The 23,230-nt window shown below is 46.7% G+C and carries 20 protein-coding genes; 7 read left to right on the top strand and 13 right to left on the bottom strand.

Going from position 1 to position 23,230, the window contains the following annotated elements; translation table 11 throughout:
- Nucleotide 1: 1 nt before the first annotated feature.
- From ACXAC1_RS07425 to ACXAC1_RS07390, 8 genes are all read right to left on the bottom strand, one after another.
- On the bottom strand, nucleotides 2–517 hold the full coding sequence (locus ACXAC1_RS07425) for a sigma-70 family RNA polymerase sigma factor (RefSeq protein ID WP_475060445.1): 516 nt from the start codon (nucleotides 515–517) through the stop codon (nucleotides 2–4).
- Between the two features lie 102 nt (nucleotides 518–619).
- Complete coding sequence (locus tag ACXAC1_RS07420; RefSeq protein ID WP_475060442.1) at nucleotides 620–1,411, bottom strand: PH domain-containing protein; 792 nt, start codon at nucleotides 1,409–1,411, stop codon at nucleotides 620–622.
- The gene (locus ACXAC1_RS07415) at nucleotides 1,341–1,772 is read right to left on the bottom strand and encodes a hypothetical protein (RefSeq protein WP_475060439.1); all 432 of its coding nucleotides are present in this window, start codon (nucleotides 1,770–1,772) and stop codon (nucleotides 1,341–1,343) included. The genes ACXAC1_RS07420 and ACXAC1_RS07415 overlap by 71 nt, the downstream gene beginning before the upstream one ends.
- Before the next feature lie 238 nt (nucleotides 1,773–2,010).
- Entirely contained in the window at nucleotides 2,011–3,429 is a 1,419-nt protein-coding gene (locus ACXAC1_RS07410) for a TonB-dependent siderophore receptor (protein WP_475063797.1), read from the bottom strand.
- A 33-nt stretch (nucleotides 3,430–3,462) separates the two neighbouring features.
- A protein-coding gene (locus ACXAC1_RS07405; protein WP_475058452.1) for an IS3 family transposase occupies nucleotides 3,463–4,538 on the bottom strand; the annotation gives its coding sequence in 2 pieces (ribosomal slippage) (nucleotides 3,463–4,277 and nucleotides 4,277–4,538; 1,077 coding nt in all).
- A 66-nt stretch (nucleotides 4,539–4,604) separates the two neighbouring features.
- Complete coding sequence (locus tag ACXAC1_RS07400; RefSeq protein WP_475060437.1) at nucleotides 4,605–5,651, bottom strand: TonB-dependent siderophore receptor; 1,047 nt, start codon at nucleotides 5,649–5,651, stop codon at nucleotides 4,605–4,607.
- A 135-nt stretch (nucleotides 5,652–5,786) separates the two neighbouring features.
- On the bottom strand, nucleotides 5,787–6,779 hold the full coding sequence (locus ACXAC1_RS07395) for a FecR domain-containing protein (RefSeq protein WP_475060434.1): 993 nt from the start codon (nucleotides 6,777–6,779) through the stop codon (nucleotides 5,787–5,789).
- Nucleotides 6,776–7,312, bottom strand: coding sequence for a sigma-70 family RNA polymerase sigma factor (locus ACXAC1_RS07390; protein WP_475060431.1), 537 nt, complete (start codon nucleotides 7,310–7,312; stop codon nucleotides 6,776–6,778). The genes ACXAC1_RS07395 and ACXAC1_RS07390 overlap by 4 nt, the downstream gene beginning before the upstream one ends.
- A 205-nt stretch (nucleotides 7,313–7,517) precedes the next feature.
- Here ACXAC1_RS07390 and ACXAC1_RS07385 point away from each other — a divergent pair, with 205 nt between their 5' ends.
- The 6 genes from ACXAC1_RS07385 (at nucleotide 7,518) to ACXAC1_RS07360 (ending at nucleotide 15,444) form a co-directional block, all read left to right on the top strand.
- Complete coding sequence (locus ACXAC1_RS07385; RefSeq protein ID WP_133561639.1) at nucleotides 7,518–8,039, top strand: TRAP transporter small permease subunit; 522 nt, start codon at nucleotides 7,518–7,520, stop codon at nucleotides 8,037–8,039.
- Nucleotide 8,040: 1 nt separating this feature from the next.
- Nucleotides 8,041–9,432, top strand: a complete 1,392-nt coding sequence (locus tag ACXAC1_RS07380) for a TRAP transporter large permease (protein WP_133561637.1) — start codon at nucleotides 8,041–8,043, stop codon at nucleotides 9,430–9,432.
- 17 nt (nucleotides 9,433–9,449) lie between these two features.
- The gene (locus tag ACXAC1_RS07375; protein WP_475060428.1) at nucleotides 9,450–10,406 is read left to right on the top strand and encodes an NADPH:quinone reductase; all 957 of its coding nucleotides are present in this window, start codon (nucleotides 9,450–9,452) and stop codon (nucleotides 10,404–10,406) included.
- A 109-nt stretch (nucleotides 10,407–10,515) separates the two neighbouring features.
- Nucleotides 10,516–11,292, top strand: a complete 777-nt coding sequence (locus ACXAC1_RS07370) for an AraC family transcriptional regulator (RefSeq protein ID WP_475060426.1) — start codon at nucleotides 10,516–10,518, stop codon at nucleotides 11,290–11,292.
- 315 nt (nucleotides 11,293–11,607) lie between these two features.
- Nucleotides 11,608–14,730: a bifunctional proline dehydrogenase/L-glutamate gamma-semialdehyde dehydrogenase PutA gene (putA, locus tag ACXAC1_RS07365; RefSeq protein WP_475060424.1), complete on the top strand. Its 3,123-nt coding sequence runs from the start codon at nucleotides 11,608–11,610 to the stop codon at nucleotides 14,728–14,730.
- Nucleotides 14,731–14,754: 24 nt separating this feature from the next.
- On the top strand, nucleotides 14,755–15,444 hold the full coding sequence (locus tag ACXAC1_RS07360) for a 1-pyrroline-5-carboxylate dehydrogenase (RefSeq protein WP_475060422.1): 690 nt from the start codon (nucleotides 14,755–14,757) through the stop codon (nucleotides 15,442–15,444).
- Nucleotides 15,445–15,582: 138 nt separating this feature from the next.
- On the opposite strand, the gene ACXAC1_RS07355 is transcribed toward ACXAC1_RS07360, so the two are convergent.
- From ACXAC1_RS07355 to ACXAC1_RS07335, 5 genes are all read right to left on the bottom strand, one after another.
- Nucleotides 15,583–16,815 carry a GGDEF domain-containing protein gene (locus tag ACXAC1_RS07355; protein ID WP_475060419.1) on the bottom strand — a complete coding sequence of 411 codons (1,233 nt, stop codon included), beginning with the start codon at nucleotides 16,813–16,815 and terminating at the stop codon, nucleotides 15,583–15,585.
- A gap of 173 nt (nucleotides 16,816–16,988) precedes the next feature.
- Nucleotides 16,989–18,110 (bottom strand): TRAP transporter substrate-binding protein, encoded by a 1,122-nt coding sequence (locus ACXAC1_RS07350; protein ID WP_475060416.1) that lies wholly within the window; start codon nucleotides 18,108–18,110, stop codon nucleotides 16,989–16,991.
- 234 nt (nucleotides 18,111–18,344) lie between these two features.
- Nucleotides 18,345–19,469: a TRAP transporter substrate-binding protein gene (locus tag ACXAC1_RS07345; RefSeq protein WP_475060414.1), complete on the bottom strand. Its 1,125-nt coding sequence runs from the start codon at nucleotides 19,467–19,469 to the stop codon at nucleotides 18,345–18,347.
- A gap of 216 nt (nucleotides 19,470–19,685) precedes the next feature.
- A complete protein-coding gene (locus ACXAC1_RS07340; protein WP_475060411.1) occupies nucleotides 19,686–20,810 on the bottom strand; it encodes a TRAP transporter substrate-binding protein in 1,125 nt (374 codons plus the stop codon).
- A 271-nt stretch (nucleotides 20,811–21,081) separates the two neighbouring features.
- Nucleotides 21,082–22,134 (bottom strand): Gfo/Idh/MocA family oxidoreductase, encoded by a 1,053-nt coding sequence (locus tag ACXAC1_RS07335; protein WP_475060409.1) that lies wholly within the window; start codon nucleotides 22,132–22,134, stop codon nucleotides 21,082–21,084.
- 167 nt (nucleotides 22,135–22,301) lie between these two features.
- On the opposite strand from ACXAC1_RS07335, the gene ACXAC1_RS07330 reads away from it, so the two are divergent.
- Nucleotides 22,302–23,201 carry a DUF808 domain-containing protein gene (locus ACXAC1_RS07330; protein WP_475060407.1) on the top strand — a complete coding sequence of 300 codons (900 nt, stop codon included), beginning with the start codon at nucleotides 22,302–22,304 and terminating at the stop codon, nucleotides 23,199–23,201.
- Nucleotides 23,202–23,230: the final 29 nt, after the last annotated feature.

Genomic DNA, 23,230 nt, shown 5'->3' with positions numbered 1-23,230 from the left:
CTTATTCTAAATCAAGTGTTAGGCAGGCTAAGAAGGCGGTTCGCATATGGCGTTTTACCGTCGCCAAAGAAATCTCAAACTGATCCGCTATCTGCTGGTACTTTAAACCGTCTAACTGAGCCAACAGAAAAATAGTTCGCGTCTGTTCGGGCAACTGACGCAGAAGAGCTTCGATTCGATAAATGGTCTCTAAGATGAGCAGCTTTTCCTCACTGGAAGGTGCTTCTTGTTCTGGCAAATGTGCGATACTCGCGAGATAGGCACGCTCAACATCTTGGCGCCGCCAAAAATCAATCACCAAGTTCTTAGCAATATGAGTTAGCAACGCTCGTGGTTCATGACCCATTTGATCCACTGAGCGACGCGACGAAATTAGCCTAACAAATGTATCCTGCGTTAGATCCGCCGCCCGTTCACTACAGCCTAGTTTCTTATATAACCAACCACGCAACCAGCCGTGATGATCGCTGTAGAGATCGTGCAGTTTCGTTGTTTCCATCGAATTTGAATCAGACACATTGAACACCTAAAGCAAGATATATAGTAATGAGAATTACTTTCATCTTAATCTATTGATATCAACGTAAGCAATGGTAAACATTTAAAAATCTCTACGGCATTACATCCATGATTTCTTCAGAGATTCGGTTTTATAAAGTGCTTGGTTCGCTATATCGTATGCGAGCGACTCATCGATATAAGGGACTACAACGGCACCGCTGGCTAGGACAAATTTGACAGAGGCTAGCTTGCGCTTTTTCATCATGAGGCTTTGCTCAATGCCCACCTGTTGTAACTTATAAATCAGAAAACACACATATCGTAACCCAAGGATGCCGCTGCGTACGTAGTAATATTGGTCATCTGCTGCAAACCCTAGGCGACGCCAGTGGCAGAAAAACAATAAGGTAATGATAGTCAATACACTCACGTCCGCGAGCACATAACCAACGTCTAGGTACACCCATAAAGCAGTACTCGTCACAACGCTCAGCGGTAAGACAACAAGAGTCAGAAAATATAAAAAGTAATACGGGCTCGCGGAGCGATATTGCACCTTAGCGAACGGCTGAGCATCTGGCCATGTGTCTGCAATCAGCGCGTCTCGCTCATGGGCTTTTATGGAGGAAACCATTAGGTTGCTGACAGTTTCGACACTGCGAACTTCAGAGCCACTGAGGTTTTGTTGCAACACGAGATTAGTGCGCCCGATTAACCTGTCTAACCAGTCTTGTTTGCTCTCAATCATTTGAATACGGGAAAGCCGTACACTCACCTCTTGGCGGGTAAACAGACCGCAGCGACGGATATAACGATCGTTCAAGCGACTTAGGCGATAGTTATAAAATACGATGATCGAGCCGAGTACCGATAAAAGTGAGAGCGGGATCAGTAACAGCAAAAATAGCATCAAAGCGGCTGCACTGATCTGCCACCAAGATGCAGATGACGCCTTTTTTCAACGTCAGATCATGTTCTCGCAATGAATAGCGAATACGGCCACACGCCAAGTACGCGTAGACTAAATAACATACACTCAGCGCTACAACCACAGATAGAATATAGGGATAAGCGCTTTGCAAAAATACTGGCAAAGGGAATACAGGATTAAAACGTATAGCGCTCAATAAACCGAGTACAGGTAGCACCACACACAACAGCGTGGCTGCAATATGGTAAGTTCTGTAGGTTAACGAGATTGGCTCCGTTGGCAGTCCTTTAAGATCAGGCAATGAGTGTGTCGTAATGGTGTCATTCGTGAAGCCATCCATGTCACTTTCCTTTCAGTGAAGCAGGGCTTGGCTTAACCAGTCGCCTGATAGCCTCCGCCAATAAGTAATGAGAATTAATTTCATTTTAAGCTATTGCTATACTGGAAATCAATGGCACGGTGGAAGCAAAAAACCATTCTAAGGATAGGAACTCTGCAAATTCAAATATCCAATTCCAGCTAGCCACTCGTCAATAGTGAGTAGCTAGCTGGAAGCAGGGGGCTAGGATGTATTGACTCTAAAAACTATAGTTTGCCTTTAGCAACGCGGCGCGAGGGGAGCCCCAATAGTTTCTTACGTAATAAGCCGAGCTGGCAGATTCAATATATTCTTCATCGGTCACATTACGCACTAAGAGTGAAAAATCCCAGTTAGGTAAACCATTGTAGGAAAGATTCAAATCGGCTCGATGGTAGCCGTCTAAATAAACCTGCGAACCAGAAGCAATAAACTGTCGCTCACCTACTCTTACAATGGTGCCACCTATTCCCAATCCCTTTAAGATACCGTCTCCTATCTCATAATTTGCATAAACAGAGTATTGTTCATCTGCCGTTCCATCTGTAGTTAAACCGTAGTTGGAGTCATTCTCTTCTATATACTCATTGTCTAGCCAATGGGCTGCGGCACCAATCGTTAAGCCTGGTAATGGAGAGCCATTTACTTCAATTTCTAAGCCATTTGTTCTGTTTAAGCCACTAGATATCGAGTAGGACTCCCCAGGTCCATTATTAGGGTCAGTGATAGGAATATTATTAAGGTCTTGCCGATATATCGAAATTGTCGATCCAAGTTTCTTATCAAACCATTCGGATTTTAAGCCTATCTCGTAACCCTCACCAGTATTGGGATCTAAAATACCATTCCTACCCTCAGCTAAGGTTGGACTAAATGATTGTGCGTAAGTTGTATAGAGCAAATGCGCTTCATTTATAGAATGAGTTAGTCCCACACGCCAAGTTAGCTCAGTATCACCTGAGGTTATAACAGAAGTGGACGAAGAGTAAATAGTAGGATTACTAGTTACTCTTGTATCGATTTCATCGTATCGAATAGCTGATAACAGATTTGTTCTATCTGTTAAGTTGAGCTTCAGCTGAGCATATGCAGAATTAGTTGAGTAGTCACTGGTTCTATCAACCATATCTGGAACTTCGTGTTTAGATGGAATAGAAGCTATTCTTATATCATTTAATGAGGTAGTGCCGTAGCTTCCTACAATTGAATCATAGATTCCATATTGCCTTCTTGAACTTTCATTTTGGTGTATGACTCCAAAAACCACATCATGACTTGACCCTAGAGCCTTAAAATGACCCGTTAGTTTGGCTTCTGATGACCATATATCTGTACTTCTTTTATCAGTAGTTCCACTAAAATATAAGATATCTGGCTCTATCCAAACACCATAATCGATAGCATCTCGTTGGCTATTTGCTCCATACAAAAGTAGGCTTGCATTCCAGTCTTTATTGATTTCATGATCGATTGCGACCGATAATTCTAATAACTCATTGGTAGATGGAGCACCTACCTGACCATACAAAGTGTCTCGTGTATCCCAATCGTCAAAAGTCGTAACTTGATTACCTTCCAACTGTAGCGGGACTCCTGGATTGGCGTGATAACGTTTCTTTTGATAAAGAGGTTGGGTAATCCTCCCTTTTTTAACTTAGCTCAAAAGTAGAGGTTAAGCAGCCATTAGAGGTGGCTTGCCTCCGTTAGCTGTATGTGGTCTTTCGTGATTGTAAAACCACAACCATTTCGTTGCATAGTCTTGCACTTCCTCAAGTGTTTCAAAAAGATGCTTGCTTACCCATCCATATCTAGCTGTTCGATTATATCGTTCAATATAAGCATTTTGTTGTGGATTGCCAGGTTGGATGTATTCAACTCTAATGCCTTTCTTTTTAGCCCAACGAGTAAACTCATGACTCACAAATTCCGGCCCGTTATCACAACGCAGTATCTGTGGTTTATCTCGCCATTCAAGCAATTGCTCAAGCGTGCGTATCACCCTCAAGGTCGGTAAGGAAAAGCCTGCTTCCATCGCTAGTCCTTCGCGCTTGAAGTCATCGATTACGTTAAATAGACGATAGTGGCGACCATCGATAAGTTGGTCATGCATAAAGTCCATAGACCAAACCTGATCTCGTTTGGTTGGCTCCTTCAAGGGTTCAGGTACGTTCCGCTTTAAGCGTCTTCTTGGGCGGATTCGTAGATTCAACGCCAACTCGCAATAGATTCGATAGACACGTTTATGATTCCAAGTGTGGCCTTTTACGTTTCTTAGATAAAAGAAGCATTGCCCAAACCCCCAATCCGTTTGAGTCTCTGCTAGGTCAACTAAAAGTTTAGCGATCAAAGCATTGTCATCATTCAAAAGGCTCTTGTAACGATAACAGGTTTCACTGATCATAAAAGCAGAGCAGGCCAAACGAATGCTCACCGCCTTATTCGCTACAGCATGAAGTGCCATCTCTCGTCGAAGGGATGGCTTCACCACTTCTTTGCCATGGCTTCCTGTATGATCTCCGCCTTTAACCGTTCTTCTGCATACATCTTTTTAAGACGACGGTTTTCTTCCTCAAGTTCTTTCATACGAGCCATTAAAGAGGCATCCATATCACCATATTTGGACCGCCATTTGTAAAATGTTGCCGAGCTCATACCATGCTCTCGACATAGCTCAGGAATGGGTGTGCCTGCCTCTGCTTGCTTTAGTATGGCCATGATTTGGCTATCGGTATAACGTGATTTTTTCATGCAGAACCTCCTGCGTTTAGAGTACGAGAAAATTCTACTTTTGGCTGCTGTTATTTTTCGGGGGGATTACCGTTGAACTAGAACGCGAGTTCTATCATCGATTATTGCTTCCAAACTGGGTGCAATCATTAGATTTTCAGTATCAACTTTATCAACAAAAGAGCCAGAATCCTCATAAGCAATAACCATTCGTCCCAGTATATTCTCATCTGAGGATAAGGCTCCTGTGGTATCTAATGCCGTACGATATGTATCAAAAGAGCCTGCTTGTAAAGACAATTCAGTATATTGTTCTGCTTCTGGTTTTTTTCGTACTCGATTGATAAAGCCGCCTAAATAACCACTTCCATAAAAACCTGATGGACCCTTTATTGTTTCTATGCGCTCATAGGCTGCTAAATCGATATCTTGTGATGTACCAATAGTAAAGCCATCATTCAATACTGGTGAGTATTGCCCTCGTAAAGTGAACTTTTGTCCGTAAAAGCCATCACCACCAAACATTCCAGGTCCAACGCCAATCCCTGACCCATTTGCACTAGAACTCACTCCCGACGTTAGTTCCAGTGCTGTAGCTAGGTCATTTGCTTGTCGTGCTTCGAGGTTGTCTTTGGTGACAACTGAAATAGCTTGTGGTGTCTCTTTTATCGGCATGGCAAGCTTGGTTGCTGTGGTTTGGTACTCAGCCTTAAAGCCACCTGGCTCCGGTGGGGCATCCCCAAATAATGTGGATGATTGCCCGTCTACTTGAATCGTACCCAGCGTTGCACCGTTCTCTCGTACTTTACTTAGAGAATAGGCACTATCGCCTTGCTTGCTAGCGCGCAAACCTGTGTCTTGTAGTAGCTGGTGCAACGCCTGTTCTGGCGTGTATCGACCGGCCATCCCACGAGTACGAATGCCACTAGCTATATTAGGAGCATAGGAAATCGCAATATTTGCTTGAGTACCGAGAGAGCTCAGCGCCTGTGTCAAAGACCCTGGAGCAATATTGATCGCGATGGTCTGTTGGATCTCGCTGCCCACTGCAGAAGCTGGCGTCACAAATAGCAGCTGACTTGCACCTATCCCCAACGCGAGAGCCAATGGTGTTAGTGTGAATTTAAAACTCATAAAATATCCTTGATTAAATGGTCTTCAGAAGCCGTTACGCCTGCAGTCATAACAACTTTTGATGTGGTTGTTATAAGTAATGACCCGTGACCACAAAAAAAGGACAGTAGTATTTATAAGTTTTTTAACATCAATCTAAGGTTTGCCTATCGCGGTGTAAGCTGGCGTAAACTTAGTCACCTTTAGCGCTAAGCTTGCAGCCATGACATCTAGGGAAGCTCGGACTTTGTTTAATGGAAAGACTCCAGATACGGTCACACCCGACAAGCTATCACGCTCTACATGCAAGTATCCCAGATGATATTTTTGCAAAATATCTAATACTTCAAGTATGGGACGGTCCTCAACTATCAGTAACTGACGCTCCCAGTTCATGGTGATCGAGCCTTGCATGGGTGGCTGAATCTGAGCTTGACCTGCTCTGACCATTACCCTGTCTCCTTGCTTTGCTATCGTGCATATAGGCTGCGTTGGGTTGGTTGGGAGGATAGGGCAAACACGCACTGTCGACTCGGAGACTTTTACCTGAGTTTGCTCTGCTTCTCGTATCACACTAAAAATTGTGCCAAGGGCCTCTGCTGTAGCTTGATCTGTCTGTACGATTAAAGGACGAGTCTTATCTTTAGCCACTGTAATTTGCAGCGCTCCCCGGACTAATTCAATATGTCGTTGCCCCGCGCTGTATCGAACATTGACGGCACTAAAGGGCGCCAGACGGAGCGTGCTTTGGTCATCTAAATACAGTGTCTTTTGATCGGTCAGTGCGATATGGTCCGCATTAGCCATTTGTCCGACTGGGCTTTGATAAGCAAGCCATAGAGAAACACACAACCCTGCTATGGCACATATTTTTAGAGCTTTCGTATAAGCGCTTTGTTCAGGTTTTCTATGTAGCGATTGATGTAAGACATGACGCTCTACTGGCTCTGATACTTGATCAAACTGACGCCAGACATCATCTAGCTTGGCATAGACTTGGGCATTGTCGCCAAGATCAAGCCACTGTTGAAATGCGGTACGCTCTTCTTGGCTCAACTCGCCATCACTGTTACGTAGATACCATTCTACTGCCTGTTCGAGTGCACTTGTCGCAGAGCTAGCGTTTTGGGGTGTGTTGGTTGCGGTCATGGAGTTTGATGCATGATGTGATAGCAGTGCATCATGGCTTGAGCAATGTACTTTTTCACCATGCTAACGGAAATATTCATTGCTTGAGCGATGTCTGCCTGTTTCATTCCATCTAAACGGAACAGTAAAAAGGCCTGCTGGCACTTATCAGACAACCCTTCAAGCATCTCCGCTATGGCTGTTAGCGTTTCAACTATGACTGCGTGTTGCTCAAGAGTAGGCGTCGTAGGCTCAACGAGCTCCCCATTATCAAATTCACGGATCGCATCTAAGTAACTCCGCTCTACTTGTCTGCGACGCGCATCATTAATAACGATACGCGTTGCAGTCGTTGTTAAAAAAGCGCGCGGCTCTTGTATCTGGCTAACGTCTAACTTCAGCAAACGACAGAAAGTGTCTTGCATAAAGTCAGCCGCTTGATGGGAGCAGTTAACTTTTTTGCATAGCCAACGATACAGCCAGCTATGGTGGTCTGTATACAATTGCTCGAACGTTTGCTGCGAGTGCGCTGATTGCACCAAAGATTCTGCCATGGTTCTAGCCACACCTCATTTGAAAATGATTCGCATTATAAATCATGATATCAGCAGTGCAAATAAAAATGCTTACTTTTTAACCAATTTTATATTTATAGACTGTCGTATCATTCACTATTCTTTTGATATCCAATAGACTGACGCCTCGGATTTTTCCGCCTTTCTATATTACAAAAGCAAAAAATAGCCTGTGGGTTTAACTATGTTTAACAAAATCGTATGCGGTGCCGAAGGCATTTCCTCCGTTGTGGGGAAATGTGTCGCTTGGCTTACCCTTCTTATGATGTTGCTGACCTGTCTAATAGTGTTGCTACGCTATGGGCTGGGCATCGGCTCCATCGCTCTGCAAGAGTCTGTGCTTTATATGCATGCTATGGTGTTTATGCTCGGCGCAGCGTACACCTTCAAAGACGATGAACACGTGCGAGTAGACGTGCTTTACCGAGATTTCTCACCGCGTAAAAAAGCTTGGGTGAATATCTTAGGGGGCTTGTTCTTCTTATTGCCATTCTGTGCTTACACCGCCTACATGAGTATCGACTACGTCGCCGCTTCTTGGCGTGTGTTAGAAACATCACAAGAGCCAGGTGGTCTGCCATTCGTCTACCTTCTAAAAACACTGATTCCAATTATGATGGCGCTACTGATTATTCAGGGCATCGCTGACATTCTTAAGAACCTAGGTGTGGTATTCAATAAACAGCAATTAACGGAGGCACAATAAGGTGGCTGAGTTTTTACCTTTATGGCTATTCGCCGGTGTCTGTGTGTTTCTTCTATTCGGTTACCCGGTTGCCTTCTCTCTCGGTGGTACAGCACTGCTGTTCGCTGCCGGTGGCGCGATGTTTGGAACGTTCGATGCGGTATTCCTAGAAGCCTTACCAAACCGCTTGTTTGGTATCGTACGCAATGAAACCCTGATTGCTGTACCACTGTTTGTCTTAATGGGTGTTCTGCTAGAAAAATCTAAGCTAGCTGAGCGCCTATTGGATTCTATGGCGATGCTATTCGGCACCATGCGCGGTGGTTTGGGCATTTCGGTAATCCTAGTTGGCATGTTGATGGCGGCCAGTACCGGTATCGTGGGTGCAACCGTGGTAACTATGGGCATGATCTCGTTGCCAACCATGCTACGCCGTGGCTACGATCCCGCTCTGGCAACCGGCACTATTTGTGCGACCGGAACCCTTGGCCAAATCATTCCGCCGTCAATCGCCCTCGTACTACTAGGTGATGTCATGTCCAATGCCTTCCAAAAAGCACAATTGGAAATGGGCGTGTTCTCTCCTAAAACGGTTTCCGTAGGCGACTTATTCGTCGGTGCCTTGATCCCTGGTTTAATCTTGGTTGCCCTGTACATTGCTTACGTAGCTGGTGTGGCGTGGCTACAACCGCATAAGGCCCCAGCCGTACCAAAAGAAGAGCTGCGCCGTGGTGTGGACGATTCTTCTTTAGCACTTGAGATCATCAAAGGCTTATTGCCACCGTTGCTCCTGATCCTTGCGGTATTAGGCTCGATCCTTGGCGGTCTAGCAACACCGACAGAAGCAGCAGGTGTTGGCGCATTCGGTGCCGCTATCCTAGCGTGGGCATCCGGTAAGCTGTCGTTACAAACTCTTAAAGAGTGTGTACTGTCGACCACAAAGGTCACCGGCATGGTATTTATGATCCTAGTCGGTGCGTCACTGTTCTCGTTGGTCTTCCGTGGTTTTGGCGGTGAAGAACTGATTCATGAGTTCTTTAACCAACTGCCTGGTGGTGTCATCAGCGCAGTCTTGATCGTCATGTTGGTGATGTTCTTCCTAGGCTTTATTTTAGACTTCATCGAAATCACCTTCGTTGTGGTACCTATCGTTGCCCCAGTATTGTTGGCAATGGGCCTAGATCCAATTTGGTTAGGTATTATGATGGCGATTAACCTACAAACGTCATTCCTAACACCACCGTTTGGTTTCGCCCTGTTCTACCTACGTGGCGTTGCGCCACCAGAAGTAAAAACGCAGTCTATCTATAAAGGTGTGATTCCGTTTATTTTGATTCAATTGTTCGTACTGTTACTGCTCGCTATTTGGCCTGATCTGGCAACTTGGTTGCCTGAAACGGTCTACGCAGACTAATAATAAGAGGAGATGCTATGAAAGCTATGCAAGTGAACGATTATGGACCAGCAAGTGATTTAACGCTGGTAGATGCTGAAAAGCCCACCATCAACGATGATCAAATACTGGTTCAAATCGGAGCCTCTGGGGTTAACCCAGTCGATACTTACATTCGTTCTGGCATCAATAACTACACGGCGTCATTTCCTCATACCCCAGGCAATGACGGCGCGGGTACGATTGTCGAAGTCGGTAGCAATGTCACAGGGTTTAGCATTGGCCAACGCGTCTATTTCTCACGCAACCTAACTGGCTCAGCTGCAGAGTATGCCGCCACCCTACCGACGCATACCTTTCCGTTAGCAAATGCGTTGAGTTTCGCTGAAGGGGCTTGTCTAGGTGTTCCTTACACCACAGCCCATCGTGCTCTATTTGGCCGTGCTCACGCCCAAGCGGGCGAGCGTGTTCTGGTGCACGGTGCAACCGGTGCAGTGGGTATTGCAACGGTTCAGCTTGCACTGGCGGCTGGTATGAACGTTGTGGCTTCTGCAGGCACTATTGAAGGCGCAAACTTGCTACGTGCTCAAGGTGTTCAAGAAGTCATCATGCACAACCAAGAAGGCTATCTAGCACCCTACCAATCACTGCAAACTGGCTTTGATGTGATCATCGAGATGCTGGCTAACCAGAACCTTGATCAGGACCTCAAAGCACTCGCATTTGGTGGCCGTGTAGCGGTGATTGGTAACCGTGGCACCGTGGACATCAACCCTCGTGATCTCATGGCACGCGATGCAGCGGTGATGGGTGTGGCCTTGGCAAACGCAACACCCGATGCGCTGAAACGTATCGCCCAAGCGATGTTGCCACTGTTCGAAAAGGGTGTGCTGAAACCCGTTATTCGTAAAGAGTACGCTCTGACCGAATTACCGCAAGCCCATGAAGATGTTCTAAAAAGTGGTGCTCAAGGGAACCTAGTCGTTGTCTTGTAACCCGCGTCAGAGGGCAGAGAATCTGCCCTCTTTCATTTTCCCTCTACTCAATTTCCCGCGACCCCGCTATACTTTCACTGTTTGATTGAATGAAAAATAGGCAATTTAATTGACCCCTTCTGATTCTGATGTCTTAAGTTTGCCCGATGTGGCTGACACACATGAGCACAACTACCACCAGCTAGTTGTCGTACTTGATGGTAACACCGACTTTGATTTGGAAAGTCGCGGCGGTCGTCAAATGCGTTCTGGCAGTGGCTGCATTGTGCCGTCTGCCGAAGGCCATCAGTTTGTTGGTCTCGGTGACAATCGCATCATGGTAGTGAACTTGCCAGTCCCACCACAAAAAGCCATCACAGACGAAGAGTACGAAGTGGTGTCACGATTGTTTGATCAAGCAGCCTACTTTGAGCTAAATCCACGGTTACAAGTATTGGCATCAGCCCTGTCAGGAGAATTACAGCAATATCCAGAGGATATCCTGCTAGCACGCGCCTGTGGCAATACATTACTCAGCGCCATTCGCCATCAGCTAAACAACCAAAACATTAAAACTCGTGGCCAGCAGTTAGATATTGAAAAGCTTGACCAGTTTATTGAGCTTAACCTATCTCGTCGTGTACAAATCAGCCAACTCGCTAACTTCTGTTTTTTAAGTGTGAGCCAATTTCACGAGCGCTTTAAAGAACGTACAGGCATGACACCACACCAATATCTGATCCGTAAACGTCTTGAACGAGCGCAGTTGTTATTGCGTGACGGCCATACCCCAGTTCAAGTGGCGGAAATGTGCGGCTTTTCCAGTCAAAGCGCCATGACCAGCACCTTTTCTCAGACCCTTGGCATCACTCCCCTGAAATATCAAAAACAGTTCCGTAATAGCTGATTACCAACCATACCCTCGCACTAGTTTTTAGCATTTCGCGCCTTTTATGCTCTTAATTGGCGCAGATATCGACTTATTTACAACACTAATAAATTCTGTCGGATTTTCTTATAAAAAAAGCCGAGTATTACGAAAGACGCTGTCACCACTCTGTCACTATATTTCTCTCACAGTACGAAGATGACGTTTTTTGCACGTTTGCTGGCTTGAGTTTTCCTCTTCCTTTGCAACACTTTACGTAGAACGTCTTCATAACAATACAAAACGGTTTTATACGGAAACAACGATTTCCGGTTGTCGTGGGAGAATCTAACTATGTTTAACGCACTCGAGGTTTTACAACCAACTATTCTTGAGCGCCCCCTAAACGAACTGTGGCAGCGCATTTCACCGCTGTACAGTGCGGATGAAGAGCTGTGGCTAACGGAGCTATTAAAGCTAGCTGAACCAACTGATGCGCAGCTAAAAGCCAGCACAGATGCCGCGACAACCTTGATCGAGCAAGTGCGTAAAGACGATGAGTCCATGTCAATGATTGACTCACTGTTGCTTGAGTACAGCCTAGATACTAAAGAAGGTATCTTGCTAATGTGTTTGGCAGAAGCCTTGATGCGTGTGCCAGACAAAGAAACCGCTGATGCATTCATCAAAGACCGTCTAAGTGTTGCTGACTGGGCATCTCACGTTAAAAACTCGGACTCATTCTTCGTTAACGCGTCGACTTGGGGTCTATTGTTGACGGGTAAAATCGTCACTATGGACGAAACCAAAGATGGTCAGCCAGCAAACCTGATCAATCGCATGGTAAACCGTGTTTCTGAGCCAGTGATTCGTAAAGCCATGAACCAAGCTATGAAGATCATGGGTCACCAATTCGTGCTTGGTCGTTCTATCAGCGAAGCATTGTCACGTGGTAAGAGCTACCGCGACAAAGGCTACACTTACTCATTCGACATGTTAGGTGAAGCGGCTCTGACTGCTGCTGATGCCGACAAATACCTTAAGTCTTACGAACAAGCCATCGAATCCGTTGGTCAAGACACCTACAACAAGGGCCACCGCCCAACGATCTCAATCAAACTGTCTGCCCTACACCCACGTTACGAAGTGGGCTGTGAAGAGCGCGTCATGACAGAGCTGTTTGAAAGCGTAAAAGGTTTGATCCAAAAAGCCCGCGCATTGAACGTTGGCATCACCATCGACGCAGAAGAAGCGGACCGCTTAGAGCTGTCGCTGCACCTGTTTGAAAAGTTGTTCCGTGACGAAAGCACAAAAGGATGGGGACTGTTTGGCCTCGTTGTACAAGCCTACTCGAAGCGTTGTCTTCCTGTTCTAAACTGGCTAGCAGCGCTTGCAAAAGACGTGGGTGATCGTATTCCTCTGCGCTTGGTAAAAGGCGCTTACTGGGACTCTGAAATCAAGCTCTGCCAGCAACGTGGCCTAAGTGGTTACCCAGTTTACACACGTAAAGAATCAACCGACGTTTCATACCTTGCTTGTGCAAACTTCCTATTAAGTGCACACACACGTCAGTGGATCTTCCCACAGTTCGCAAGCCACAATGCGCACACGATTGCGACCATTGCTACGATTGCAGAAAACTTGGGCGCAACCACTAACGAGTACGAATTCCAACGTCTACACGGCATGGGCGATGCGCTTTACAACCGTCTGATCAAAGACAAAGACGTTTGTGTTCGTATTTACGCGCCAGTTGGTAGCCACAAAGATTTACTTCCTTACTTGGTTCGTCGTCTTCTAGAAAACGGTGCTAACAGCTCATTTGTACATCGTCTAGTGGATGCACGTTGCCCAGTATCTGAGCTAGTCGATCACCCAGTGACGACTCTAAAGGCCCGTAAAACACTGCGTAACCCATTCATCAATCTACCAAAAGACATGTTTGTTGACCGTAAAAACTCCTATGGTCCCAACATCGAGATTGAATCTGAATGGACATCATTTAAAACGTCTGTCGATGCCTTCATGGGTGCAGGCACAACGTGGACAGCTTACCCAATCGTGGGCGGTGAAAACTTAGAAACGGATAAAGTTCGTGAAGTAAACAGCCCTTACGATCACAGCTTAAACGTGGGTAAAGTGTACTGGTCAAATGCTGAGATCGTGAACAAAGCCATCGATACAGCCGATGCAGCCTTCCCTGCTTGGTCTAAAACCCCTGCAACCGATCGTGCTGCTTGCCTAGAACGTTTGGCAGAGTTGATGGAAGAAAACTACGCTGAGTTGGTTGCCATCTGTCACCGCGAAGCAGGTAAAACCATCCAAGACTGTATTGACGAAGTGCGTGAGGCGGTCGATTTCTGTAACTACTATGCGCAACAGGCTCGTCAAAACTTTGCCGCACCAAAAGTCTTCACCAACTTCCAAGGCAAGACTCAACAGTCACAACTGACTGGTCGTGGTGTATTCGCTTGTATTAGCCCATGGAACTTCCCATTGGCAATCTTTTCTGGCCAAGTCGTTGCAGCTCTTGCAGCAGGTAATGCAGTCGTGTGTAAAGCAGCGGAGCAAACTTCTTTGGTTGCATTCCGTGCTGTGCAAATGATGCACGAAGCAGGCATTCCCAAAGACGTCTTGCACTTCCTACCTGGTAATGGTGCAACCGTAGGTGCGCCAATGACGCAACACAAACGCATCGCAGGTCTAGCGTTCACAGGGTCGACAGGTACAGCACAGTTGATCAACCGTACTTTGGCAAGCCGTGGTGTTGCCCCAGTCCCTGTGATTGCAGAAACTGGTGGTCAGAATGCGATGTTAGTAGATTCGACGTCTCTACCTGAGCAGGTGGTACGAGATGCCGTTCGCTCAGCCTTTGCTTCTGCCGGTCAACGTTGCTCAGCACTACGTGTTATGTTCGTTCAAACGGACATCGCTGATCGTGTTATTCCAATGATCGCAGGCGCCATGAAAGAGCAGTCGGTTGGCCTACCTTACTTACACTCAACTGATGTAGGTCCGGTAATCGATGAAAAAGCACAGAAGATGCTGCTTGACCACATCGAAGTGATGAAAAAAGAAGGTCGCTTGATCGCTCAAGCCGAGCTACCAGAGTGGGCAGACAAAGGAACTTTTGTTGCGCCGACTGCGTTTGAAATCAGCAGCATCGACCAGCTAAAAGATGAGAAATTCGGTCCGATCATGCACGTGATTCGCTACAAAGCAAAAGACCTAGATAAGATCATCGATACGATTAATAACTCAGGGTTTGGCTTGACCATGGGCGTTCACAGCCGTAACGAAACCACTTGTGCTCACATTGCTAATCGAGCGCGCGTTGGTAACCTCTACATTAACCGTGACCAAGTCGGTGCTGTCGTAGGTGTACAACCATTTGGTGGCCAAGGTCTGTCTGGTACAGGTCCAAAAGCCGGTGGCCCACACTACCTACCACGCTTTGCGAAAGAGCAATTGGTTTAATCAGGCTGACAGGAGAAATAACCCATGACAATCGTAAAACCTATCCAAATCGAAGTGGCTAACCAAGTCTTTGAAGCCTGGAACCAATTAGGTGTTGCTGGCCGTGTTGCACAGCTGGAAAAAGCGATCTTTGGTCTAACACACGAGCAAGCCAATATGGCCAAGTGGCAGTTAGACAATGCCCAACACGAAATTGGCGAAGCCGTTGTATTGCCAGGACCAACTGGTGAAAGCAACGTCCTATCGACTCACGGTCGCGGTGTGTTTTTAACTACCGTGCAATCGGGCATCGCAGGCGATCTTGTCTCTGTTGGCCTAGTCGGTCAAATCTTTGCGGCGCTGGTAGCGGGTAACCCTGTGATTACAGTAGGCCCAGAAGGCCAACAAATCATGGACACACTGGCGAAGTTTGTTCCAGAAGGCGTGGTGCAAAATGTGGCGGAGTCGGCACAAGATTCCATCATTGAAGCAACCGATCTAGCTGGTGTGGCAATCATCTGTGACGTGGACAATGCCCAGCAGTTGAGCAAACGTTTAGCGGAGAAGTCTGGCTTGCTATGTCAATTAGTCGAAGAGACGAGCATTGGCTCTCTAAGCACCATTGGCGCGCCACACTACATTCTTCGTTTTGTGACAGAGCAAACTGTGTCAACGAATACCACTGCCATTGGCGGTAACGCAACGCTACTTGAACTAGGTAGTAAAGCGGAGTAACCCCTGCGATAGATGACGTGATTGGGATAGGCTCTCCACCTGGTACTCACCGCGTTATCTTTCTCAGTGTATTAAGCCCACTGCAGCCCTCCCTAACTTTGCAGTGGGCTTTTTTTTAGCCGGTTATAAAGTCAGTCTTTAATCGTAATAAGCCAAGCATACTCTATTGCGCCCAGAACTTTTTGCTTCATAAAGTGCTTGGTCGACACGCTTAAACGATTCTTCTAATTGCTCTTCAGACACTAATTGAATAGCTCCGATGGAAACTGTCATCGCCAACTCACCATTACGAAGGGGGAGTGTCTGATCAGGAATATGCTGGCGAACACGCTCTGCAATAACCCGCGCTTCAGATAAATCGCATGCCGGTAGCAAAACATAAAACTCTTCTCCACCGATGCGGAATATTTGTCCACCTTGCGGGAGAACCTCTTGGATACGATCTACCAGAAACTTGAGTGCTTGATCGCCGCCACTGTGACCATATTTATCGTTGACCAGTTTAAAATGGTCAACGTCAATAGTGAGCAAACTTGTCGACCTTAAGCAATGCTGGGCCTTTTCTAATGCTACAGTCACGGCTATATTAAACTCTCTACGATTCCCAACCCCCGTGAGAGGGTCTGTGCGGCTCGCCTTCTCAAGCCGCCGCATTAACTGATTTCGCTCAGTAATGTTAAGCATCGCACCCACTTGACCAGCCTTTTCACGGTTAGACTTATAGAAAACAGCTTTATGGAATTCAATATCAAATGTTTCGCCTAACGCGTTTTTTACTTGCGCTTCATAAACTTGCGTTCCACCTTTTGCTAGTAAGGTCTGGTCCGCTTCAAAATAAATATCAGCTAGCTCTTTGGGGGCGATATCATAAACCGAGTGTCCAACGATACGCTCTTTCGGTAAGCCTATAAATTCACAGAAAGCGCGGTTACAACCACGATATATGTGTAATTCATCTTTATAAAAGATCGGTACGGGGATGGCATCTAACACTGTTTGTAAAGAGCTTGGATGATCGAGAGATTGCGCTTGCCATCTATTGCGCGCAAGTTCTGCAACAACCCATGATGCGATACGTGGTAAATCATCATAGGCAACACAATCATTTGCGCCTATCGCGATAGCAGATACAGATCGCTTTAGACTCCATAATTTCACTAGCATCAATACCTTACGAGCGCCGACATAGGGTATATCGACTTCGTTCAAATCTTCCTCATTGGCAATAATCATCGCCGATACGGGGGTTTCAGCTAGACTCGAAAAAGGAAGCCATTGATGCTCATATTGGGTGGTATCTTGTAGTAGTGTGTTCAATGCCTCCTTCCATGGGGCAAGCGCAGCTGAGTAATAAATAATGGAAGGATTCATAATCGAGAGACCAAATAAAATGCTTTATCTAACTATAAGCACACACATTACATGGTCAATAAATAACCTTTTTTCTTTTGATGTAAGGATGTAGCAATGTGAAAAAATTTGTTAACACCTGAAACAGTCTTACTCATACAGATAGTAAGACTGTCTCACGCTTTATAGTCAAATTACTCACTGTCACGCGCGTTGATATACGCACGCTCAGACACATCGTGCCATTGTGATACTTTATCAAGGAAGGCTTTGAAAGACTCGTACACTTTCTTACTCATCTCATCACTTGCCGCCACCCCTTCAAGAGTTTCTTGAGATGCCACTTTTAGGGCTTTCAAAACGTCTTCAGGGAATGGACGCAGGTCTACATTATGCTCGTTAACAAGCGTTTGTAGGGCATCATTGTTCAATGCAGTGAACTCATCCAACATGTCTTGAGTCGCTTGACGAGACGCTGAACGAACGATGGCTTGTAGGTCTTTTGGCAGTGCTTCAAACGCGGTTTTGTTAACCAACAACTCCATTTCAGAACCTGGCTCATGCCAGCCTGGGTAGTAGTAGTATTTCGCCGCTTTGTACAAACCAAATGCTAGATCGTTGTATGGACCTACCCATTCTGTTGCGTCGATGGTACCCGTTTGTAGTGCTGTGAAGATTTCACCACCAGGTAAGTTGATCGGTGAGCCACCTAGCTTTTCTAGCACTTCGCCACCTAAACCAGGGATACGCATTTTCAGACCACTGAAGTCATCCAGAGAGTTGATCTCTTTATTGAACCAACCCCCCATCTGTACCCCAGTGTTACCTGCAGTCAGTGGTTTTAGATTGAACGGTTCGTACACTTCTTCCCATAGCTTCATACCGCCGCCATGGTAGATCCAAGAGTTGATCTCTTGAGCCGTCATACCAAACGGTACTGCTGTGAAGAATTGCGCAGCCGGAGCTTTACCTTTCCAGTAATACGCCGCACCGTGACCCATTTGCGCCGTACCGCGAGATACTGCATCAAACACTTCTAGCGGTGGCACCAGTTCCCCGGCAGCATAAACTTTGACTTTTAAACGACCACCAGACATCTCAGTGATGTTATTGGCGAGGTTTTCCGCGCCTGTCCCCAAACCTGGAAAGTTTTTCGGCCAAGTGGTGACCATTTTCCATTCGATGGTTTCTTGTTTAGCGGGCGCAGCGGCGGCGGTTTCGGTACTGCTAGACTGCTCTGAACCACCACATGCAACAAGTGTTGCCGCAGTGATCCCAGCAAGCGTCCACTTGCTGAATGCTTTCGCGTTGATCATTGGTGTATCCCTCAGAAAACTAGTTACATTATTCTTTTTGTCAGTTCACGACTGGATTGCGCTAGAGTGATTTCACTCCGCACCGTGCGAAATTGCATATTCTTTTCGCATTGGTGAATAAGGATACTATGCTCTGCCCATCAATAGCTCAACACCCTCTGACTCAATTGACGTAAAAAAGCCCCTTAATCCAACGACTAAGGGGCTCATCAAAACAGTCTTTTTTGAAACAGCTTATTCAGCAGCGCGTGCGTTCACAAATGCTCGCTCAGAAATATCGCTCCACTTCATCACTTTTTCTTTGAAGTCTTTCATTGAGTCGTACACTTTCTGACTCATCGGGTCATTAGCTGCGACTTTATCCATCACCACATCGGTTGACGAACGGAACTCTGCTAATACGTCGTCTGGGAAGCGTTTCAGAATCACACCATGCTCGTTCACAAGCGTTTCCAAAGCACTGTTATTCTTCGCGGTGAACTCATCTAACATCTCCGCATTGGCTTGGCGTGCCGCCGCTCGAACAATCAGCTGAAGGTCTTCAGGTAGCGCCGTAAATGCGTCTTTATTGATCACCGTTTCGATCGCCGAGCCTGGCTCTTGCCAACCTGGATAATAGTAGTACTTCGCAGCTTTGTACAAGCCAAACGCAAGGTCATTGTACGGTCCTACGAATTCTGTCGCATCGATGGTGCCCGTCTGCAGTGCCGTGAACATCTCGCTACCCGGCATGTTCACAACTGTGACACCTGCATCTGCCAAGACTTCTCCACCAAGGCCTGGCATACGCATTTTCAAACCGTTTAGGTCCGCCACGGAGTTGATTTCTTTGTTGAACCACCCACCCATTTGTGTGCCTGAGTTGCCAGCCGCTAATGGCATCACATTAAAAGGTTCATACACTTCTTCCCACAGCTCCATACCGCCACCTTGGGTTAGCCAAGAATTCATCTCTTGCGCTGTTAGGCCGTAAGGAACGGTGGTAAAGAACTGTGCCGCAGGTACTTTACCTTTCCAGTAATAGGACGCCCCATGACTGATCTGGGCCGTACCACGAGACACGGCATCAAACGCTTCTAGCGCTGGTACTAACTCCCCCGCTGCATAAACTTTAACGTGGATACGGCCACCAGACATGGCATTAATGCTCTCTGCTAACTGTTCAGCGCCGGTACCTAACGCCGGAAAGTTCTTCGGCCAAGTGGTAACCATTTTCCACTCAATGGTTTCGGGTTTAGCTGGCGCAGCAGCTTGGGCTTCGGTATTACTCGATGGCTCGTTTGAACCACCACAAGCCATCAACGTGGCAGCGGTAATGCCAGCAAGCGTCCACTTGCTAAGAGCGTTTGCATTTATCATGGATATATCCCTTGGAAAACTCATTACTGTTTATTTAGCATGCCAACCAGATGACGAGAAAGCACTCAGTAATCCGAGGCAGTGGTCGTTTATCTGGGGGTTAAGGATACTATGATTTGCGTAGTAATAGCTCAATGCTTCTATTAGCTATTAGTATTAAAAAAGCCTCTTAACTCAAAGAATTAAGAGGCTCAAAATAGTGTTTACCGACTGAGATTACTCTCCGGCACGAGCATTGATGAAGGCTCGCTCAGAGATCTCATGCCATTTCATCACTTTCTCTTTAAACGCTTTCATCGAATCGTAGACTTTTTGGCTAGCCGGGTCATTGGCTGCGACCTCTGCCATCACTTCATCAGACGCAGTACGTAGCTCGGCTAATACATCGTTAGGGAAGCGCTTCAGCTGCACATGATGCTCATTAACCAATGTTTCAAGAGCTGAGTTGTTCAACGCCGTAAACTCATCAAGCATGTCAGCGTTAGCCTGACGCGCTGCCGCACGAACGATCTGCTGTAAATCTTTTGGTAAGGCTGCAAACGCATCTTTGTTGATAAAGGTTTCAACCGTAGAACCGGGCTCTTGCCAACCTGGGAAGTAGTAGTACCTCGCTGCTTTGTAGATACCGAACGCTAGGTCGTTGTATGGACCTACCCACTCGGTTGCGTCAATCGCACCGGTTTGCAGGGCTGTGAAGATTTCACTACCCGGCATGTTAACAACCGTTGCACCGGCCTTCGCAATCACTTCACCACCTAGGCCAGGCATGCGCATTTTCAGACCATCTAGATCGGCTACGGAGTTGATTTCTTTGTTAAACCAACCACCCATTTGCACACCAGTGTTACCTGCTGCCATGGGTACAATGTTAAATGGTGAGTAGATTTCTTCCCACAACTCCATACCACCACCGCTGTATAACCAAGAGTTCATCTCTTGCGCGGTAAGGCCAAACGGCGTAGTTGTGAAGAATTGCGCGGCTGGTACTTTCCCTTTCCAGTAATAAGAAGCTGCATGGCCCATTTGCGCTGTACCACGTGACACCGCATCAAATGCTTCCAATGCTGGGACCAATTCGCCCGCTGCGTACACTTTTACTTTTAAACGACCGCCAGACATTTCAGTAATACTGGTCGCCAGTTTTTCAGCGCCCGTTCCCAATGCTGGGAAGTTTTTCGGCCAAGTAGTGACCATTTTCCACTCGATCGGCTCTACTTTTGCAGCAGGTACTGCTTGAGCCGTTTCATTCGTTTTAGATTCATTGCTGCCGCCACAAGCCACCAATGACAAAGAAAACAAACCAGCCAAAGCCAGCTTGCTCAAATTCACAAGTTTTTGCATGGTATTCCTCAGAAAAGCTAGTTACAGCGCTCTCTTTGCACGGCACACATTGCATGACAAACAAAGACAGAGCTGACTCATGCACAGGCTCATCACCAGACATGATTAGAAGTGTTTATAATTCGCGATGTTGTTGTTTTTGTAGGCGTTTGTATGCCCTCAAACGAGAGCGGAACGAAATGGTATGCTGGAAACTAGATCAACTCAACGAAATTCTAAAACGTCACCAAAAGTTCGTTGAGTGATCTGTCAAAGATTGTTTACAGCTTAATTAGAAAGCACTGTGGTAGTCCCATGCTTTACGCTCGCCAGACTGAGCTGACTGCTCCGCCAATTGCATGGCATACACCAACTCACAGGCGTGGCGAGATGATACAGGAGCTTCACCGCGACCTTGAATAGCATCCGTAAGCTGCTGATAGAAGTCTACGTAACGCCCCGATTTTAGTGACTCCTGCGATGCACTGATGTCATCTTGGCTAGGCGCGTTGTAGTGTACCGCTGTTTGCTCAGGGCTAGCAAAGTCTTCATCACCAGGTAACTCACCAGCACGCAGTGCATCTTCTTGGGCATCTAAGCCATAGCAATGCCACGATCCTGCATCAAATCGCGCGTTGTAGCGACGCATCTCACCTGCTTCAAATAGACTCGCGCCAAGACGCACGCGTGTTTTGCCGTAACCCAGCTCAATTTCAAAGCAGTCCGGCGCCGCGCCTTCGTCTCGCAGTGTATCTATGCTCGCTTTGAGCCAGTCAGGTGTACCCAAAAGCGCCAGCGCTTGGTCCACCACATGCGGACCAAGATCCCAAAATATACCCGTGCCCACTCCCGGCTGCTCGCGCCAACGCTGCTGCACCACAGGACGGAATCGGTCGAAGCGGCTTTCTAATTGCTTCAGATTGCCTAACTCTCGTGTCTCAACCAGTTCCTTAAGACGTAGGAAGTCCCCATCAAAACGGCGATTTTGATACACCGTGAAGATTAAACCTTTATCGTGGGCGATACGGCACAGCTCTTCGATCTGTTCAATTTCTGTCACTGATGGCTTTTCCAACAAAACATGCTTGCCCGTTTCCAGCGCCAACTTCGCTTGAGGAAAATGCAAAGCATTTGGCGTGGTAATCACAACAAGGTCGATATCATCACCAGCAATTAAAGCATCCGCGTCATTCACCACCGACACATCAGGCCAGTATTTATGAACCTCATCAGGTTTCGAAGAGCAAATATACGACAAAGTCATGTCTGCCTGATTCATCACAAACGGCGCATGAAATACACGGCCCGATAGTCCAAAACCAATAATACCCACTCGGATGGTCATAACGTTTCCTTATGTTTTATTCTATTTGCTACATACTAGCAGGTTTGCTGATCCTGTAGAGACGGGTGAAGTGTGAAAGGATCTTCAAGCTTGCGCACGAGAGTCTTTCAATTTATCAATCTCCCCCGCACTATGATGGCTAACTAGACCTGAAACATGAGTTCACCATGGCCGGCACTAACTTACTCGCGTTAATTGATGACATTGCAACGTTATTAGACGACATCGCCTTGATGTCAAAAGTGGCAGCCAAGAAAACCGGTGCTGTACTTGGCGATGATTTAGCGTTGAATGCCCAGCAAGTCACAGGGGTCAGTGCAGACCGTGAACTGCCAGTTGTCTGGGCTGTAGCGAAGGGATCTTTGATTAATAAGCTGATTCTAGTGCCATTGGCGCTGTTGATCTCTGCCTTTGCACCTTGGCTGATTTCGCCTCTGCTTATGATTGGTGGTTTGTATCTTTGCTTTGAAGGCTTCGAAAAAATCCTTCATAGCCTAACCCACAAAAAAGAGCACAGTGATAAGCAAAACCTGCCAGAGGGTACAGATTTAGTCGCCTATGAGAAGGATAAAATCAAAGGGGCTATTCGTACCGACTTTATTCTCTCCGCTGAAATCGTCGTCATTGCCCTTGGTACTGTTCAAAACGCTGACTTTATCAGCCAAGTGCTGGTGGTGTCCTTGATTGCTATTGCCATGACCATTGGCGTTTACGCCCTGGTCGCAGGTATCGTTAAAATAGACGACCTTGGGCTGCACTTGTCAAAAAAGCACCAAGACGGCTTACTCAACACACTGGGCATGGGGCTGGTAACCTTCGCACCTAAGCTTATGAAAACTCTATCTATTGTTGGCACCATCGCTATGTTCCTAGTCGGCGGCGGTATCATCGCCCATGCGTTGCCACATATCGAAGCACCATTAGACTCTCTACCACCCGCCCTAGAAGCCATCGTTTCTGGACTCGTCCCGATGCTGATTAACTTTGGTATTGGTTTATTAGCCGGCGCCTTGGTGTATCTGGCTTGGGAATATGTCGTGGGGCCTTTGGTTTCTCGGAGCCGCTAGACCTCAGGTGGCCCGCCGCTTTACCAAGG

The sequence above is a fragment of the Marinomonas sp. AWM4_232 genome, from assembly GCF_056158325.1.
The sequence above is the reverse complement of the archived record's forward strand: the minus strand, read 5'-3'. Positions and strand labels throughout refer to the sequence as shown.

What these genes read in the sequence shown, in the direction of transcription:
- ACXAC1_RS07400 (WP_475060437.1), bottom strand. Translation starts at nt 5,651, where the DNA reads ATGAGTTTTAAATTCACACTAACACCATTGGCTCTCGCGTTGGGGATA.
- putA (WP_475060424.1), top strand. Translation starts at nt 11,608, where the DNA reads ATGTTTAACGCACTCGAGGTTTTACAACCAACTATTCTTGAGCGCCCC.
- ACXAC1_RS07330 (WP_475060407.1), top strand. Translation starts at nt 22,302, where the DNA reads ATGGCCGGCACTAACTTACTCGCGTTAATTGATGACATTGCAACGTTA.
- ACXAC1_RS07415 (WP_475060439.1), bottom strand. Translation starts at nt 1,772, where the DNA reads ATGGATGGCTTCACGAATGACACCATTACGACACACTCATTGCCTGAT.
- ACXAC1_RS07390 (WP_475060431.1), bottom strand. Translation starts at nt 7,312, where the DNA reads ATGGCAGAATCTTTGGTGCAATCAGCGCACTCGCAGCAAACGTTCGAG.
- ACXAC1_RS07350 (WP_475060416.1), bottom strand. Translation starts at nt 18,110, where the DNA reads ATGATCAACGCGAAAGCATTCAGCAAGTGGACGCTTGCTGGGATCACT.
- ACXAC1_RS07360 (WP_475060422.1), top strand. Translation starts at nt 14,755, where the DNA reads ATGACAATCGTAAAACCTATCCAAATCGAAGTGGCTAACCAAGTCTTT.
- ACXAC1_RS07420 (WP_475060442.1), bottom strand. Translation starts at nt 1,411, where the DNA reads ATGCTATTTTTGCTGTTACTGATCCCGCTCTCACTTTTATCGGTACTC.
- ACXAC1_RS07395 (WP_475060434.1), bottom strand. Translation starts at nt 6,779, where the DNA reads ATGACCGCAACCAACACACCCCAAAACGCTAGCTCTGCGACAAGTGCA.
- ACXAC1_RS07385 (WP_133561639.1), top strand. Translation starts at nt 7,518, where the DNA reads ATGTTTAACAAAATCGTATGCGGTGCCGAAGGCATTTCCTCCGTTGTG.
- ACXAC1_RS07340 (WP_475060411.1), bottom strand. Translation starts at nt 20,810, where the DNA reads ATGCAAAAACTTGTGAATTTGAGCAAGCTGGCTTTGGCTGGTTTGTTT.
- ACXAC1_RS07335 (WP_475060409.1), bottom strand. Translation starts at nt 22,134, where the DNA reads ATGACCATCCGAGTGGGTATTATTGGTTTTGGACTATCGGGCCGTGTA.
- ACXAC1_RS07375 (WP_475060428.1), top strand. Translation starts at nt 9,450, where the DNA reads ATGAAAGCTATGCAAGTGAACGATTATGGACCAGCAAGTGATTTAACG.
- ACXAC1_RS07345 (WP_475060414.1), bottom strand. Translation starts at nt 19,469, where the DNA reads ATGATAAATGCAAACGCTCTTAGCAAGTGGACGCTTGCTGGCATTACC.
- ACXAC1_RS07355 (WP_475060419.1), bottom strand. Translation starts at nt 16,815, where the DNA reads ATGAATCCTTCCATTATTTATTACTCAGCTGCGCTTGCCCCATGGAAG.